Raw genomic sequence first — 14,865 nt, 5'->3', positions numbered from 1 at the left:
GATAAGGGGTCCCTCGGGCGATCCGTACCCACGAGGAGGACCACGGCAGGCATGCAAATGAAAAGGCAGTGCCCGCAGCTCTAGCCGACGAATCCGCCTCATTGATCACCGAGTTGCACCGGACTTGCGCAAGCGAGCTGGCCGGGAGCCAACACAGGGGTGAAGGAGCGCAATGAGCTTGAGTGATCCGGGTCCGCTCCTCCGCTGGGTGTTCCGGGCCCCAATTCGCTTGTACGACGCCGGTTTCGGGTGGCTGCTGAGTAGGCGGCTGCTGTGTTTGACACACCTTGGACGGAAGTCGGGTCGCCGGTACCGCACCGTGCTCGAGGTTGTCGACACCAAGCCGACGGCCGGTGAGTACATGGTCGTCGCCGGGTGGGGCCCGTCGTCGGATTGGTATCGCAATATCGAGGCCAACCCGGCCATCGAGGTTGTCGTCGGCCGCCGCCGTTTCCGGCCGCAGCACCGCGTGCTCGACGAACCCGAAGCGATAACGGTCATCGCGGACTATGAACGACGCAACCACTGGATCGGGCCGATCGTGCGTCGAGGCCTGAGCGCGCTAATCGGATGGCACTACGACGGCAGCGAGGACGCTCGACAACGTCTGGTCCGCCAACTCCCGGTCGTGGCTTTCCGACCACGAAGCGAGACGCACGACGCTACCGGGTGATGCCGTGTCATCGCACCCACGGTCGGGCCGTAACGTTCTGGTGACCGTTGCGTCGTCGGAGATCGGCCTAGCGACGATCCTTTCCCGCACTGGCCATCTCGACATTCTGGTGAACAACGCCGGATGCATGCACGAGGGATTCGCCGCGGAGACCGCTCCGGCGGACGCCGCCTGGCCTCGGACTTCCTCGGTTGAAAACACTGCTGCGCAACGGGTTTTCGCACTTGTCCTGCGGCGCAGCTATCGCCTGCCAAATTACGACTTCGGTCAATGGAGGTGCATCATGACACTCGACACCACCCTGCCCCCCGGACCACGGCTCCCCAAGTGGCTCCAGACTGCACTTATCCTCCGCTACGGGCCGCGCTTGGCGGCCACGTGCCGACGCCGCTACGGCAGCGTGTTCACACTGCGAATCGCGTCGATCGGCACCCTGGTGTATCTGACCGACCCTGCCGACATCAAGAAGGTGTTCGCCGGCAACCCCAGGATTTTCCACGCCGGGGAGGCCAACTCGATGCTGCGCGGACTGCTTGGCGACAGCTCGGTGCTGGTCATCGACGAAGACGCGCATCAGGATCGACGACGGCTGATGCTGGCGCCGTTCCATCGCGACGCCATCAGTCGCCAAGCCGCGGTGATGGCCGAAATCGCAGCGGCGAACATTGCCGGGTGGCCAGTGGGTCGCGAGTTCGCCGTGGCGCCCAAGATGGCACAGATCACGCTCGAGGTGATCCTGCGCACCGTCATCGGCGCCAGCGACCCGGCGCGGCTGGCCGCGCTGCGTCAGGTGATGCCGCGGCTGCTCACCATCGGACCATGGGCGAGCCTGGCGATCGCCAACCAGAATCTGCAGCGCCACCTTCCGTGGCGAGGGCCACAGCGGCGAATCGAGGAAGCGAACCGCCTGCTGTACGCCGAGATCGCCGAGCGCCGAAATGATCCCGACCTGGCCTCGCGCTCCGACGTACTGGCCATGCTGGTTCGCGTCGCCCACGACGACGAACGAACCATCACCGACCAAGAGCTGCGCGACCAACTCATGACATTGCTCGTCGCTGGGCACGACACGACAGCGACAGGACTGTCCTGGGCGCTGGAGCGACTGACGCGCCACCCGGCGATGCTGGCCAAGGCGATGCGGGCTGCGGAGGCAACCGCGGCGGGCGACCCAGCTGGTGACGACTACCTCGACGCAGTGGCCAAGGAGACGCTGCGAATCCGTCCGGTCGTGTTCGACATCGGCAGAGTGCTGACCGAGCCCTTCGAGCTGGCCGGCTACCGGCTGCCCACGGGCGTCCTGGTCGCCCCGGCGATCGGCCTGGTGCACGCCAGCGCCGACCAGTATCCGAATCCGGACCGCTTTGACCCGGACCGGATGCTGGGCGCCACGCTGAGCCCCTCCACTTGGTTACCGTTTGGCGGCGGCAACCGTCGCTGCCTCGGCGCCGCTTTCGCCATGGTCGAGATGCGAGTCGTGCTGCGCGAGGTCCTACGCCGGGTCGAACTGAGCACCACCACAGCCCCCGATGAACGCCAAAGGTTAAAGCACGTCACCCTCGTCCCACACCGCGGTGCGCGCATCCGGGTCCAAGCCATTCGAGCCGATCAGGTGGCATCGCGCGCGATAGCGCAGCCGCGCGCTTCGTGAGCGTTCAGCGCGACGAATTGTCGGGGTTGTCCTCGCCGAACAAGAGCACCTCGGAGTTTCGTCCATTCGCGACAAGCGCGCGTCGGAGCGCCGTGGCTAACTTCCGTCAGGAACGCAGCGCCGTAGAGCTGCCGCAGCGCGGACGCGGTTCGAAAGTGGTCAAAACGAAAGACGCGGAGTCCGATGCCCGTAACCCCGAGGCGCCAAGCCGGCACATGGGTCGCCGCGCACCTAGCACAGCGTCTGCAGCCGCTCGTCCGCACCCCGCGCAGCTTCCGTTTCGCCACCCGTCAGGTCGCCAAACCGGCGAGGGTAACCGTGCCGACCCGCCACGGACCTGTCCGGTGCCTGCTCTACTTGCCGCACCCGGACGCCCCGCTCGCGAGGACCAGCGGGGACGGACTTCCGATTGACCTGCACCTGCACGGCGGCGCATTCATCGTGCGCAACCCGCAGCAAGAGGAGTACATCGCGCAATACATTGCGTCGGAGGTCGGCGCCGTGGTGGTGCTGGCCGACTACGCGACCGCTCCTCAAGTCCGATACCCCGTGGCCGAACAACAGTGCTTCGACATCGCAGCATGGGTGCGTGCCGAAGCTCCGCACCGCGGTTGGGATGCGTCTCGGATGTCGGTCACGGGTGCAAGTGCCGGCGCAAAGCTAGCCGTCAACGTGTGCCAACAGGCTTATCGTGCAGGGGATTTCGCGCTGCGGGCAGCAGGGCTGGCGTTCCCGGTCGTCGACCTCACCCGCGCCGATCGAACCTCAATCAAGAAGCACCCGCGAATCTCACCGCGCATCCAGCGACTGGCCATCGACGCCTACGTCGTCGACCCGAGCGCCCGCAACCAGCCGTTGGCGTCCCCCGTGCTCGACGTCGACCTGGCCGCGGCGATGCCGCCCACGCTGATCATGACCGGCGAGCTCGACACGCTCGGCCCCGAGGGCGACGATCTCGCAACACAACTTTCTCGCCGCGGTGTCGCGGTCACCCATCACCGTTTCTCGCGCACGGACCACGGTTTCACCAAGGCGGAAACCCATACCGCGCACGCGGCGATGAAACTCATTGGGGCCCATCTCATCCGGTACCTAGAGTGAGCGCCGGTGGAACGGCCGCAACCACGGGCCGTTGTCGCAGTGCCACAACCGGCGACCAACATTCTGGCGTTCCAGTACAGGCGGACTGCCGGGTCGTGGCCCTAGTTTGCTCACATGCCTAGATTTCGATCCCGTCTCAAGACCTCTGACCTGACCGATCGGGTGGTGGTCATCACTGGCGCAGGCAGCGGCATCGGCCGCGAGCTGGCGCTGCTATGCGCGGAACGCGGTGCCCGCCTAGCGCTCTGCGACATCAACGAGGCCGCGTTGGCCGATACCGCCGAGGCGGCCCAAAACCTGGGCACCCAGGTGCTGACCTCGCGAGTCGACGTGTCCGATCCCGAACACATGCCCCCCTTCGCAGAGGCCACGTTCGACCAGTTCGATCGGGTCGACCTGTTGGTCAACAACGCCGGCGTCGGCCTGCTCGGTGGGTTCCTCGACACCAGCCGCAAGGACTGGCACTGGCTGATCGACATCAACCTCATGGGCGTCGTGCACGGCTGCGAGGCCTTCCTGCCCACGATGATCCAGTCCGGGTCCGGCGGCCACGTCGTCAACCTGTCCTCGGCCGCCGGGCTGCTGGCCAACCCCCAGTTAAGCGCCTACAGCGCAACGAAGTTCGCGGTTCTCGGGCTGTCCGAGGCGCTGCGCATGGAGCTGAAACCCCACGGCATCGGCGTCACCGCGGTATGCCCCGGCATCATTAACACCAGCATCACGCAGAACACGCCCATCCGCGGCGGCGGTGACCACGGCGAACGCCGCAACCGCCTGGCATCGGCCTATGAGAAGCGCGGGTATCCGGCCAGGCGCGTGGCACACAACATTCTGCGTGCAGTCGACCGCAATCGTGCCGTGGCACCGATCGCCGCCGAGGCGCACGTGATGTACGCGCTCTCTCATGTCACCCCGCCGCTGGCCCGGTGGCTCGCGATGCGCACCGCTGAACTGTCGAAATGACCTGACGAGCAATAGGATTCGATATGCAGCTCAAGGGTCGAAGCGCACTGGTAACCGGCGCGACAGGAGGCATCGGCCAAGCCATCGCGCGTGAACTGGCGGCACGCGGATGCACCCTGACGGTCACGGGTCGGCGGCAGGCAGAGCTCCGCCGCCTTGCCCGCGAGCTGGGCCCGTCGGTCCGGGGGTTGACCGCCGACCTCACCAATCTGGACGAGGTACACCGACTGATGGACCGCGCGGGCTCGGTGGACGTGCTCGTCGCCAATGCCGGCATCGGCATCCCGCAGGACCTCGCGGTGCTGAGCGACGAGCAGGTCGAGGAGGCAGTCCGCATCAACTTCCTGGCCCCGGCCGCACTCGCGCGCGCGGCAATAGCGCCAATGAAACAGCGCGGCCAGGGCCACATCGTGTTCATTTCGTCGGGAGCGGGACTGGTCGCAACACCGGGAAACGGCACCGTTTACACGGCCACCAAATGGGGGCTGCGCGGGCTCGGGCTTGCCCTGAGGCAGGAGCTGCGCGGCACGGGTGTGGGCGTCTCCACGATCTTTCCCGGACCCATCCGCGACGCCGGGATGTTGGCCGAAACCGGGGTCGCCCTGCCGCGGGGCTTCGGTACGAGCTCGCCGGCCGATGTCGCGCGGGCGGTGGCGCATGCGATCGAGCGAGACCGGCCGGAGACCACCGTTGCGTCGGTCGGCGTGCGTCTACTCGTGGGGGTCGGTGCCGTCGCGCCGATTCTGATCGGCGAACTCGCGCGGCTGGCCGGGGTGGGACGGGTTCGCGAGGCGATGCTTGACGCCTAAGGGGACGTCGGCGCGTCGGTTGCCTGGGCGACGAGCTCGGCAAGGGACAGCGCGACGCGCAACTCGAGCGTGCGTCTGTCTATCGATCTCCCCAAAATCTCCTCGGCTTGGCGGACCCGGTAGGCGACCGTGTTCTCGTGAACGTGCAGTCGCGTGGCGGTTCGCCCGCGGCTGCAGTTCTCGTCGAGATAGGTCCGCAGCGTGGCGGCGAGGCGACGGGTGGTTTCATCGTCGGATCCCAAGCGGCCCAACTCACGTCGCACGAAGGCGCGCGCCTGATCGATGTCGGCCGTGGCGATGGCGCGCAGGGAGACGTTGTGGTAGCGAGTGACACTGCCGACCGGGCGAGCGGCCAGTGCGGCGACGCGTTGCGCTTCGAGGGCCTCGAAATGGCTGGCGCGAAACCCAGCGATGCCGCGTGCGGGTTCGCCGACAGCGACCCGGACGCCCGGCGCGGTCGCGGTCCGAAACCGCAACTCGTCGAGGACCTTTGACGGCACGTCGCTGTGGGAGCTGATCCAGGCCGCAACCGACAGGATGCCGAGCGGATGGACGAGAGGCTTTTGATTGCCTACTAGGGCGGCGATGTCGCGGATGGCGGCTTCCAGAATGGCCTGGGTGTTACGGCCTTCTTCGTGAGATTCGAGCCAGGCGATGGCGGCGACATGCACGCGGCTGACCTCGTGACGAAGCCGCCGGCTCGCCACCTCGGCGTCGATGGGTTGTCCGGCCAGGATGGTGCGGATCGTTTCGGCCTGGCTGGCGGCGGCGCTGCGCAGCCATCGGTCACGCTCGGCGGTATAGACCTCCTCGACCAAACACAGCGCGGCGTCGGCATAGGCGAACATCCACGCCGAACCCAACTCGGACGCACGATTCAACTCGTCGGCATTGCGGGCGTGCGTATCCAGGATGGCGTTGAAGTGTCGAGACGTCTCGGCATGGGCGAGCCGATAGCTGCGCATCAAGGTGGTGAGCGGGATGCCCTGTTGCGCACCGGCTTGTGCGTAGGCGAGGGTGGGTGGGCCGAGGCGGGCAGCCTCGGCTGGGTCGGCGCCGGCGATGAGCACCCCGGCGAAGTCGCGAATGCTGGCTTCGGTGCTAGCGCGGTTTACTTCGAGCGCCTCCGCGCTGCTGAGCAGATCGGTCAATCGCTCACTGGTGTAAGTGTTTACCGCGGCCGCGATCTCGGCGGCACGCTCCGCCAGTTCGGTCGCGGCCGGCCGCAGCACCGCCGACCACACCCGCCGCTGGTCATCGCCCTGTGCGGCGCTCCAGTCCGGCTGCATGCCTGCACGCTATCGCCGTGGCCACAGCTTGGTGCGGATATTCGACAACGGCGGAGTGGCGCGTTGGCGCTTGCAGACAAGCGGAACGCGGCGCGTGCGCAGGACGATCGTCGCATGCGACAACTCACCAGCCTCGATGCCCAGTTCCTCGCCATGGAAAACGACCGTGTCCAAGGGCACGTGAGCGTGCTGGGGACCTACGACCCCGTGACCGACTCGGGACGGCCGCTGGATGCCGCGCTGGTCCGCGAGCTGATCGGCCAACGATTGCATCTGTTACCTACGTTTCGGTGGCGGCTCGCGACGGTGCCGTTCGCTCTTGACTACCCGTACTGGGTCGACGACGGCACCTTCGACCTCGAATACCACGTCCGCGAGCTCGCGCTGCCCGCCCCCGGCGGGCAGCGTCAGCTCGCCGAGCAGGTGGCCCGGATCATCGGCCGACAGTTGGACCGCGCGCGCCCCCTCTGGGAGGTGTATGTGATCCATGGACTCGAGGACGGCGGCGTCGCAGTGCTGACGAAGATGCATCACGCGGCCGTCGACGGAGTCTCGGGCGCGGAGGTCATGAGCATCCTTCTCGACGACGCCGCGACCGGGCGGGAACCGGAATCGGCGCCGGCGTTCGTCGCGGAGACCTTCCCGTCCGAGGTGGAGATGCTGGGCCGCGGTCTAGTCGGTCTGCTGCGGCAGCCGCTGCGGGTGCTGCGCGCCGGGCCCACCGCGTTGCCGCATCTCGACGACGTTCCGACGATTGGGCACCTGCCCGGCGTCAAGACCATCGCGCGCAGTGGGCGGCTGCTCAAGCGAACACTGTCGACGGGCTCCGGCGGTGTCGCGCTGCGCGGCACCGCCGTCAAGGCTCCTCGGACCCGATTCCAGGCACGGGTGTCTCCGCACCGCCGGGTCGCATTCGGTTCGTTGTCGCTGGCCGAAGTCAAGACGATCAAGAACACGTTCGGCTGCACCGTCAACGACGTCGTCCTGGCGATCTGCACGGCCGGGCTGCGCAACTGGCTCGACGAACGAGCCGAACTCCCTGCCGCACCCCTTGCGGGTTTCATCCCGATGTCAGTGCGTACGCCCGAGCAGGTGGGGACATTCGGCAATCGGGTCTCGGTGATGATCGCCGAGCTACCAACCGATTCGGCTGACCCGCTGGAGCGCCTGCGCCGCATCAACGAGACGATGCGGGCGGCCAAAGAGCGGCACCGCGCGCTGCCGGCGTCACTGCTGCAGGACGCCAATCACTTCATTCCCCCAGCGCTTTTCGCGCAGGCGGCTAGGGCCACTTCGCGATTGGCGAGTATGCGCGGCATCAACCAGCCGGCCAACGTGATGATCTCGAATGTCCCGGGCCCGTCGAGCCCGTTGTATCTCGGCGGCGCGCGGCAACGTGCACAGTTCCCGGTGTCCGGCGTGCTGGACGGCATCGGCATCAACATCACCGTGATGAGCTACCAGGATTCGCTTGAGTTCGGCATAGTCGTCGATCGCGAATTGCTCGACGACCCGTGGCCCATCCTGGATGCGGTGCACGCGGGCCTGGACGAATTGCGCGAACTGGCGAGCAGTTCGACCGCTCGAAAGGCACGCCGATGACCCGAAACACGTTCGCTGGCAACAGCATGGACGACTACCAACTCACACTAACGAGCATCGTCGAGCGGGCTCAGCGATTCCACGCTGACCAGGAGGTCGTATCACGTCGTCCTTCGGGAGCGATTGCGCGTACGACGTTGGGCGCCTGCGCTCGCCGAGCCCGGCGCTTGGCCAGCGCGCTGTCCGAACTCGGTGTGCGCGAAGGCGATCGGGTGGCCACGCTGCTGTGGAACCAGAGCGAACACCTTGAGCTGTACTTCGCGGTTCCGGCCATGGGAGCGGTCATCCACACGCTCAACCCCCGACTGTTCCCCGACGAACTCGGCTACATCGTCGACGACGCCGACGATCGAGTGATCGTTGTGGACGAGTCGTTGCTGGACGTGTTCGAAACCTTTGGTAACGGGCGCAATTTCACCCACGTTATCGTCGTTGCGCATACCGGGGAGGCCCCGGCCGGGACGCTCGACTATGAGTGGTTGGTGGCGAGCGCAGCACCGGCCGAATGGCCGGCGCTCGACGAACGCCAAGCCGCAGCAATGTGTTACACCTCCGGCACCACCGGGCGTCCGAAAGGTGTCGGGTACTCGCATCGAGCCCTCGTGCTGCACTCGCTGGTTGCGGCCTTGCCGGACCAGCTCGCCGTATCCGCAAGGGACACAATCCTTCCCGTCGTACCCATGTTTCACGCCAACGCCTGGGGCCTGCCCTACGCGGCGGCACTAACCGGGGCGCGCCTGGTTCTGCCGGGTCCACATCTGGACCCGCAAGGCCTGCTCGACCTGTGTGCCGACGAACGGGTCACCATGACGGCGGGCGTTCCGACCGTGTGGATGGGGCTGCTCGGCGCCCTGGACGCCGAACCGGACCGATGGGACCTCTCGGAGCTCGACCGGTTGATCGTGGGTGGAGCCGCCGTGCCGCGGTCGATGTTCGAGGGGTTCGACCGCCACGGCCTTACCGTGGTCCAAGCCTGGGGTATGACGGAGACGGCGCCGTTGGGGACGGTCTGCCGGCTCCCGGCTCGCCTGGACGACGCCGAGCGCGACGAGCGGTACCGCTACCGCACCCGGCAGGGCGTCGCGAGCCCATTCTTCGACATCCGCGCCCGCGACGAGGACGGCCAGCCCATCGCTTGGGACGACGCTGCCATGGGTGAACTCGAGGTGCGCGGGCCCTCGGTGGCGGCCGGCTATCACGGTGGCCGAGGAGCCGACAGCTTCACCGCCGATGGGTGGTTCAAGACCGGCGATGTGGTGCGTATCGACAAGCAGGGTTGTGTCCGAATCTGTGACCGCTCAAAGGATCTGGTGAAGTCCGGGGGTGAATGGATCTCGTCGGTCGACCTGGAGAACCAGCTTATGGCCCACCCGGCGGTTGCGCAGGCCGCTGTGATCGCCGTTCCCGATGACCGTTGGGGCGAGCGGCCGCTGGCCGTCGTGGTGCTACGTGACGGCGCCCAAGCCTCTACCGACGAACTCCGCGAACACCTCGCACAGGACTTCGCCAAGTGGCAGTTGCCCGACCGCTTCGAATTCATGGCCGCTATTCCCTGCACGGCCACCGGCAAGTTCAAGAAATCCGAGCTGCGAGACCTGTTCATAACAGCCTGATCCAACCCAAGAAAGGAAACTCAACATGAGCCGCTTCGACATCACACAGACCAACCGAGCCGTAGAGCGGTTGATCGAGACGACGGAGAACCCGCGTCATCGCTACCTGTTGCACGCCTACAACCGGCACCGTTATCTGGAAATGGCCGGCCGCTACGAAGAGATCTTCGCCCCGGAGATGACGGTGGAAAAGCCGGTGTATCACTTCAACATGCTGGGCAAGAGCATCACGGTCGAAGGGGCCGAGGCGGTCAAATCCCTCTACAGCGCATGGGTGGACACGGCGCAGTGCATCTTCTACGCCGACGACGAGAGGCTGGCGATCAGTGACACCATGATCGTGTCGACGTCGTTCATCTACCAGCAGACTCCAGGCAGCGTCCTGGCCGCCGAGGGCGCGCCCGTCAACCCCGACGCCACCTATCTGGTGAAGACCGCCGAGCACATGATCTGGCCGTACGACGATCACGGCCGGTTGATCGGCGAAGACGTCTGGGAGTACGACGAAACGGTACGAGAAATCATCGAACTCGATCGGTCCGAGGTGCTTGCGGTCGAACAGTCGGCAAAACTGCTCGATCCGCTCATCAAGCCACTTCCGGCGCACAATCCGTTCCTCGGGTGACCGCACCGCACCGCAGCCAGGCTTGGGCCGATTGCGCGCCAGTCAGTTCGGTCGACGGCCCCAGGCGGCGACCAGTGACCAGGTATTGATCACGGTCGCCGGTGCCGACCGCACCGCGCGTGCACGTCGATCTTCTGCCTCGGTCATGAGGCCGGCGGCGATGAGGGCTGGTGCCGCGGCTTCGGCGGTGCGCCTTTCGAATTCGAAGGCGGGTTCGCCGGATCGCGCTATCCCGCAGTCAATTTCGCCGCCGGCTAATTCCAGGCCGACCCCCGCGGCGATGTCCAGGCGCTCCAGCCTGCGAATGGTTGCCGGGTCGAAGAGCTGCTCGAGTAACGTAAGGCGCGCATTTTCCGCGTCTGCGGCGGCCTCGGTCAGGATGTAGTTGCGCTCGCCCATCTTGGCGCCCCCCAGATCGACGGATACGTCGTCGACAGATCTCTGCCGGGCCGAGAACCGGGCAGAACAACACGCCAACAGAATAGCTTTCATCGTCACCTGTGGGCGTTGCGCATGAACTCGTCCAGCACGTCGTTAAACGGCTGGCCGGTCTCGGGAACGAGGTGGCCCTTGCCGCACACAATGGCTCTTGCGGCGCCGATACGTTCGGCAATCGTGTCACAGATGACCTCATTTGCTTGCATATGCCCGCCGGAGACAACCAGCGTCGGGAATTGCGCGTTCGCCAGTTCCTGCAGTGGTGGCTGTGCTTCGTCGGGGGGCCGGGCCCCAAGCAACTGCCGAATCCCCCTGATCAACACGGGCGGAGTCGGATCGCTGACAACTGTCCAAGCACCGACGCACCGCAGGAATCGATGTAGTGCGTCCTCGGGATCCGCGTCGATCTCGCCCAGAATCTCACGAACAGCAGCTCCGTACGCGTCGACGGCCGCAACGCCGCGCGCCACAGCCGTTGCCGGTGGCTCGATCACGGCGAGCGACGACACGGTGTTGACCCTTCGCGCGGCGGCATACATCGCGACAATCGCGCCGTACGACATTCCGACCAGGTGCGCTGGTTCATCCAATAGCTGTTCGGCGAGCAGCGCTGCTTCCGATTCGAAGTCCTGACGCGCCGGTGGCGACCCGCCATGGCCCGGCCGATCCGGCGCCAACAGGGTCCACCTTTGGGCGAGGGGCCGTTGGGCACGCCAGGCCTCTCGTCCGCCGAGGACCGCGCCGTGCACCAGGACCACGCGGGGCCCATGCCCCCACCGGTGGACGTGCATTCGGATCGACATGGTTCGACGGTACGGAGATGATCTTTCCAACACCCTTGCAAGTTCCCGCTTCGCGCCGCATTCACCCGGATATGCTCGGAGAGATGCTCTATCGCTGGTTTGTTCGCAAACGGGCCCTGGCCCTATGGGACCGGCTGTCAGATCAGCGAATCGATGAGATCCCAATCGCCAACGACGTCCACTTTGTCTACCTCGGTGACCACCCGCTGGCGACAGAGCTGCACGGCGCCGACGAAATGCGCCGCTGGCTACGTAACGTGTTCTTCCGTCGTCTCCCAGGCCTGCGTTTTGAAGTGGAAGAGATGCTCATCGAAGGCGGCCCGTGGTCGACTCGGATCGCCACCCGCTACGCCGCGCGACGCGACGGCAAGTTGGTCTACCGCGGCGTCCAGTTCACCCGCACCGCATGGGGCAAGCTCGTAGAAGAACGAGTCTTGCCTGACGCTAAGGCCCTGTCCGCCGCGCTTGATTGAGTGATCGCAGGCGCGCCCGTTGCAGTCGGTGCGATAGCCTGACAGCCAGTCGTTTCTCGGGCGATAGGAGCTCACCAAATTGGGGCCACCGCTAGACATCGCCGCCGAGCGGCTCGGCCGCGAAGACACCGGCTATCACAAGGCCCTCAAGAACCGTCAACTGCAGATGATTGCCCTGGGCGGGGCCATCGGAACCGGACTCTTCCTGGGCGCCGGCGGACGACTTGCGTCGGCGGGGCCGGGCTTGTTCTTGGTCTATGGAATCTGCGGCGTCTTCGTCTTTCTGATCCTGCGTGCGCTCGGCGAACTCGTACTGCACCGCCCGTCCTCGGGGTCGTTCGTGTCCTATGCGCGCGAATTCTTCGGCGAGAAAGTAGCTTTCGCCGCGGGTTGGATGTACTTCCTCAACTGGGCGATGACCGGAATCGTCGATACCACCGCGATCGCGCACTACTGCCACTACTGGAAAACGTTCCAAGTCATTCCGCAATGGACCCTCGCGTTGATCGCACTCATGGTAGTGCTGTCGATGAACCTGATCTCGGTCAAGCTCTTCGGCGAGCTGGAATTCTGGGCCGCCTTGATCAAGGTGCTGGCGTTGGTGACGTTCCTGATCGTCGGGACAATCTTTCTGGCCGGACGCTTCAAGGTCGACGGTCAGGCGACCGGGGTGTCGCTGTGGAGCAGCCATGGCGGGCTCTTGCCGAGCGGCCTGCTGCCCCTGGTACTCGTCACGTCGGGTGTGGTGTTTGCCTATGCCGCGATCGAGTTGGTCGGCATCGCGGCCGGGGAAACGGCCGATCCGGAGCGGATCATGCCACGTGCAATCAACTCGGTGGTTTTCCGCATCGCGGTCTTCTACATCGGGTCGACCGTGCTGCTGGCGCTGCTGCTGCCCTACACCGCCTATCGCGAACACGTGAGCCCGTTCGTGACGTTCTTCTCCAAGGTCGGGTTTGCCGGGGGCGGCAGCCTGATGAACCTCGTGGTGCTGACCGCAGCCCTGTCGAGCCTGAACGCCGGACTCTATTCCACCGGCCGGATTCTCCGGTCGATGGCGATCAACGGCAGCGGCCCGAAGTTCACGGCGCCCATGTCCAAGAACGGCGTGCCGTACGGCGGGATCTTACTGACCGCCGGGATCGGTCTTTTCGGCATCGTGCTCAATGCCATCAAACCGAGCCAAGCATTCGAGATCGTCCTGCACATCGCCGCGACCGGAGTCATCGTGGCTTGGGGGACGATCGTGGCCTGCCAACTCAGATTCCACCAACTGGTGAAGGCCGGGCAGTTGAAGCGGCCGACGTTCCGGATGCCGCTCGCGCCCTACAGCGGTTACCTCACGCTGGCCTTCCTGGTGGGCGTGCTGGTCCTGATGTTCTTCGATAAACAACACGGCCCCTGGATGTTCGGCGCGCTGGTGATCGGCGTCCCCGCACTTATCGGTGGCTGGTATCTGGTCCGCCATCGCGTGGTGGCCGCCGCTCAAGACCTCGGGCACGTCGCGGTCGCCCCGTCGGCGGAAGTGGTGGATTGAGGTCGCCGCCGCCGGGCTGGTCGAGCTCACACCCGGTAGTCGACACTATCCGTGATTGCAGCATCGGTCTTGGTCATCGCAACTCCCATCGACGACTTACATTTCAACTCTGACATGTCGATATTGGTATATCAATAGCGACATGTCAACTATGGAGGGTAAGCTGGTCTGGTGAGCCTTCGTCATGCCGCCCTGGGACTGCTGTCGCAGGAACCCGCTAGCGGATACGACCTGCTGAAAAAGTTCAAGCTGTCGATGGACAACGTGTGGCCTGCCACGCAGAGCCAGCTTTACGGCGAGCTCAACAAGCTGGCTGACGCGGGGCTCATTAAGGTGTCCGACATCGGGCCGCGCGGGCGCAAGGAATACGCGATCACCGACGCCGGACGCGCCGAGCTATATCGGTGGATGACCTCTCCGCAGGACGATCCGCCGATTCGCAACGCCGCGATGCTGCGTGTCCTCCTCCTTGGCCAGCTCACGGCCAGCCAGGCGCAGGAGTACCTGCAGTCACTGCGGTCGCTATCCGAGCGGGAGCACGCCCACTACCGGGAGATCCTGGAGTCCTACGACTGGTCCGAAGATGACGACGCCTTCTTCGCCCGAGCGGTTCTGGAGCAGGGTCTGCGTTGGACCCAGCATGAAATCGATTGGGCCAACTGGGTTATCGACGGCATGAACCGGCGCGCCCGGCAGAGCCCGGCTCGTCGACGTCGCGACCGCTAGCCAGGTCCGCACATTCCACAGCCTCGACACCGGGGGCACTGCGTAGGTATGCGGCCGCACCCTGATCCCCGCGAATCCGGACCAGCACGTCGGGCCAATGCTCGCGCGCGATGACCACCGGATGGCCCGGCCGGTCGCCGAAGTATGCCCGCGCCAGACCGCTGCGGGATGTAAATGCGCGGTCAACGACCCGAGCAACCACCTTGGCGTCGACGTCGGGAGTATCAATCACGTGCAAGGCGGCGTAGTCCGCATTTCGGCGTTTCGCCTCGGCCAAACCGGCACGAACCGAGGCGCTAAGACCCTGCTGCCAGTCCGGCGCGGTGATCGCAATGACACCCGATGGGGCCGGAATCTCGGCGGCACCGAGCACCACAATGACATCGGCGCAGCCGCCGTCGCGCAACGCGCTCACCGCGGCGTCCAGCCAGCCCTCGACCAGCACCTTCGGCTTGCCATACCGGCGGCCGGCGCCCGCGGCCAGTAAGACGCCGACAACTATCGACTCCGATAACGACACTCTCATATGATGACATTGAGCTTCTCGCCAGGCGACAACGGG

Annotated in this window: 15 protein-coding genes; 11 read left to right on the top strand and 4 right to left on the bottom strand. The window is 65.6% G+C overall.

The features are described 5' to 3' along the window. Nucleotides 1-172: 172 nt before the first annotated feature. From AADZ78_RS02825 to AADZ78_RS02805, 5 genes are all read left to right on the top strand, one after another. The gene (locus tag AADZ78_RS02825; RefSeq protein WP_085252144.1) at nucleotides 173-673 is read left to right on the top strand and encodes a nitroreductase family deazaflavin-dependent oxidoreductase; all 501 of its coding nucleotides are present in this window, start codon (nucleotides 173-175) and stop codon (nucleotides 671-673) included. A 283-nt stretch (nucleotides 674-956) separates the two neighbouring features. Next, on the top strand, nucleotides 957-2,324 hold the full coding sequence (locus tag AADZ78_RS02820; protein WP_085252165.1) for a cytochrome P450: 1,368 nt from the start codon (nucleotides 957-959) through the stop codon (nucleotides 2,322-2,324). Between the two features lie 183 nt (nucleotides 2,325-2,507). After that, nucleotides 2,508-3,425: an alpha/beta hydrolase fold domain-containing protein gene (locus tag AADZ78_RS02815; RefSeq protein ID WP_085252145.1), complete on the top strand. Its 918-nt coding sequence runs from the start codon at nucleotides 2,508-2,510 to the stop codon at nucleotides 3,423-3,425. A 114-nt stretch (nucleotides 3,426-3,539) separates the two neighbouring features. Further along, nucleotides 3,540-4,388 (top strand): SDR family NAD(P)-dependent oxidoreductase, encoded by an 849-nt coding sequence (locus AADZ78_RS02810; RefSeq protein WP_085252146.1) that lies wholly within the window; start codon nucleotides 3,540-3,542, stop codon nucleotides 4,386-4,388. A 23-nt stretch (nucleotides 4,389-4,411) separates the two neighbouring features. Continuing rightward, a complete protein-coding gene (locus tag AADZ78_RS02805; RefSeq protein ID WP_085252147.1) occupies nucleotides 4,412-5,197 on the top strand; it encodes an SDR family NAD(P)-dependent oxidoreductase in 786 nt (261 codons plus the stop codon). On the opposite strand, the gene AADZ78_RS02800 is transcribed toward AADZ78_RS02805, so the two are convergent. Beyond that, on the bottom strand, nucleotides 5,194-6,486 hold the full coding sequence (locus AADZ78_RS02800; protein WP_085252148.1) for a PucR family transcriptional regulator: 1,293 nt from the start codon (nucleotides 6,484-6,486) through the stop codon (nucleotides 5,194-5,196). The two genes, AADZ78_RS02805 and AADZ78_RS02800, sit on opposite strands and share 4 nt — an antisense overlap. Before the next feature lie 114 nt (nucleotides 6,487-6,600). Here AADZ78_RS02800 and AADZ78_RS02795 point away from each other — a divergent pair, with 114 nt between their 5' ends. The 3 genes from AADZ78_RS02795 to AADZ78_RS02785 are packed head-to-tail and all read left to right on the top strand — an operon-like array spanning nucleotide 6,601 to nucleotide 10,326. Next, nucleotides 6,601-8,088 carry a WS/DGAT/MGAT family O-acyltransferase gene (locus AADZ78_RS02795; protein ID WP_085252166.1) on the top strand — a complete coding sequence of 496 codons (1,488 nt, stop codon included), beginning with the start codon at nucleotides 6,601-6,603 and terminating at the stop codon, nucleotides 8,086-8,088. Next, a complete protein-coding gene (locus tag AADZ78_RS02790; RefSeq protein ID WP_085252149.1) occupies nucleotides 8,085-9,701 on the top strand; it encodes a long-chain fatty acid--CoA ligase in 1,617 nt (538 codons plus the stop codon). The genes AADZ78_RS02795 and AADZ78_RS02790 overlap by 4 nt, the downstream gene beginning before the upstream one ends. A gap of 25 nt (nucleotides 9,702-9,726) precedes the next feature. Then, complete coding sequence (locus AADZ78_RS02785; protein ID WP_085252150.1) at nucleotides 9,727-10,326, top strand: hypothetical protein; 600 nt, start codon at nucleotides 9,727-9,729, stop codon at nucleotides 10,324-10,326. A 42-nt stretch (nucleotides 10,327-10,368) separates the two neighbouring features. Here AADZ78_RS02785 and AADZ78_RS02780 read toward each other — a convergent pair whose 3' ends face one another. Continuing rightward, nucleotides 10,369-10,818, bottom strand: coding sequence for a hypothetical protein (locus AADZ78_RS02780; RefSeq protein WP_139828921.1), 450 nt, complete (start codon nucleotides 10,816-10,818; stop codon nucleotides 10,369-10,371). A 2-nt stretch (nucleotides 10,819-10,820) separates the two neighbouring features. After that, on the bottom strand, nucleotides 10,821-11,567 hold the full coding sequence (locus tag AADZ78_RS02775) for an alpha/beta fold hydrolase (protein WP_085252152.1): 747 nt from the start codon (nucleotides 11,565-11,567) through the stop codon (nucleotides 10,821-10,823). Between the two features lie 17 nt (nucleotides 11,568-11,584). On the opposite strand from AADZ78_RS02775, the gene AADZ78_RS02770 reads away from it, so the two are divergent. From AADZ78_RS02770 to AADZ78_RS02760, 3 genes are all read left to right on the top strand, one after another. Then, complete coding sequence (locus tag AADZ78_RS02770) at nucleotides 11,585-12,040, top strand: nuclear transport factor 2 family protein (protein ID WP_085252153.1); 456 nt, start codon at nucleotides 11,585-11,587, stop codon at nucleotides 12,038-12,040. Between the two features lie 79 nt (nucleotides 12,041-12,119). After that, nucleotides 12,120-13,577: an amino acid permease gene (locus tag AADZ78_RS02765; protein ID WP_085252154.1), complete on the top strand. Its 1,458-nt coding sequence runs from the start codon at nucleotides 12,120-12,122 to the stop codon at nucleotides 13,575-13,577. Between the two features lie 171 nt (nucleotides 13,578-13,748). Beyond that, the gene (locus AADZ78_RS02760) at nucleotides 13,749-14,303 is read left to right on the top strand and encodes a PadR family transcriptional regulator (protein WP_085252155.1); all 555 of its coding nucleotides are present in this window, start codon (nucleotides 13,749-13,751) and stop codon (nucleotides 14,301-14,303) included. Here the strand turns inward: AADZ78_RS02760 and AADZ78_RS02755 are convergent. Beyond that, nucleotides 14,242-14,823 carry a nucleotidyltransferase family protein gene (locus AADZ78_RS02755; RefSeq protein ID WP_239655271.1) on the bottom strand — a complete coding sequence of 194 codons (582 nt, stop codon included), beginning with the start codon at nucleotides 14,821-14,823 and terminating at the stop codon, nucleotides 14,242-14,244. The two genes, AADZ78_RS02760 and AADZ78_RS02755, sit on opposite strands and share 62 nt — an antisense overlap. Between the last annotated feature and the right edge of the window lie 42 nt (nucleotides 14,824-14,865).

Source organism: Mycobacterium riyadhense, assembly GCF_963853645.1.
Classification (GTDB): domain Bacteria; phylum Actinomycetota; class Actinomycetes; order Mycobacteriales; family Mycobacteriaceae; genus Mycobacterium; species Mycobacterium riyadhense.
The sequence above is the reverse complement of the archived record's forward strand: the minus strand, read 5'-3'. Positions and strand labels throughout refer to the sequence as shown.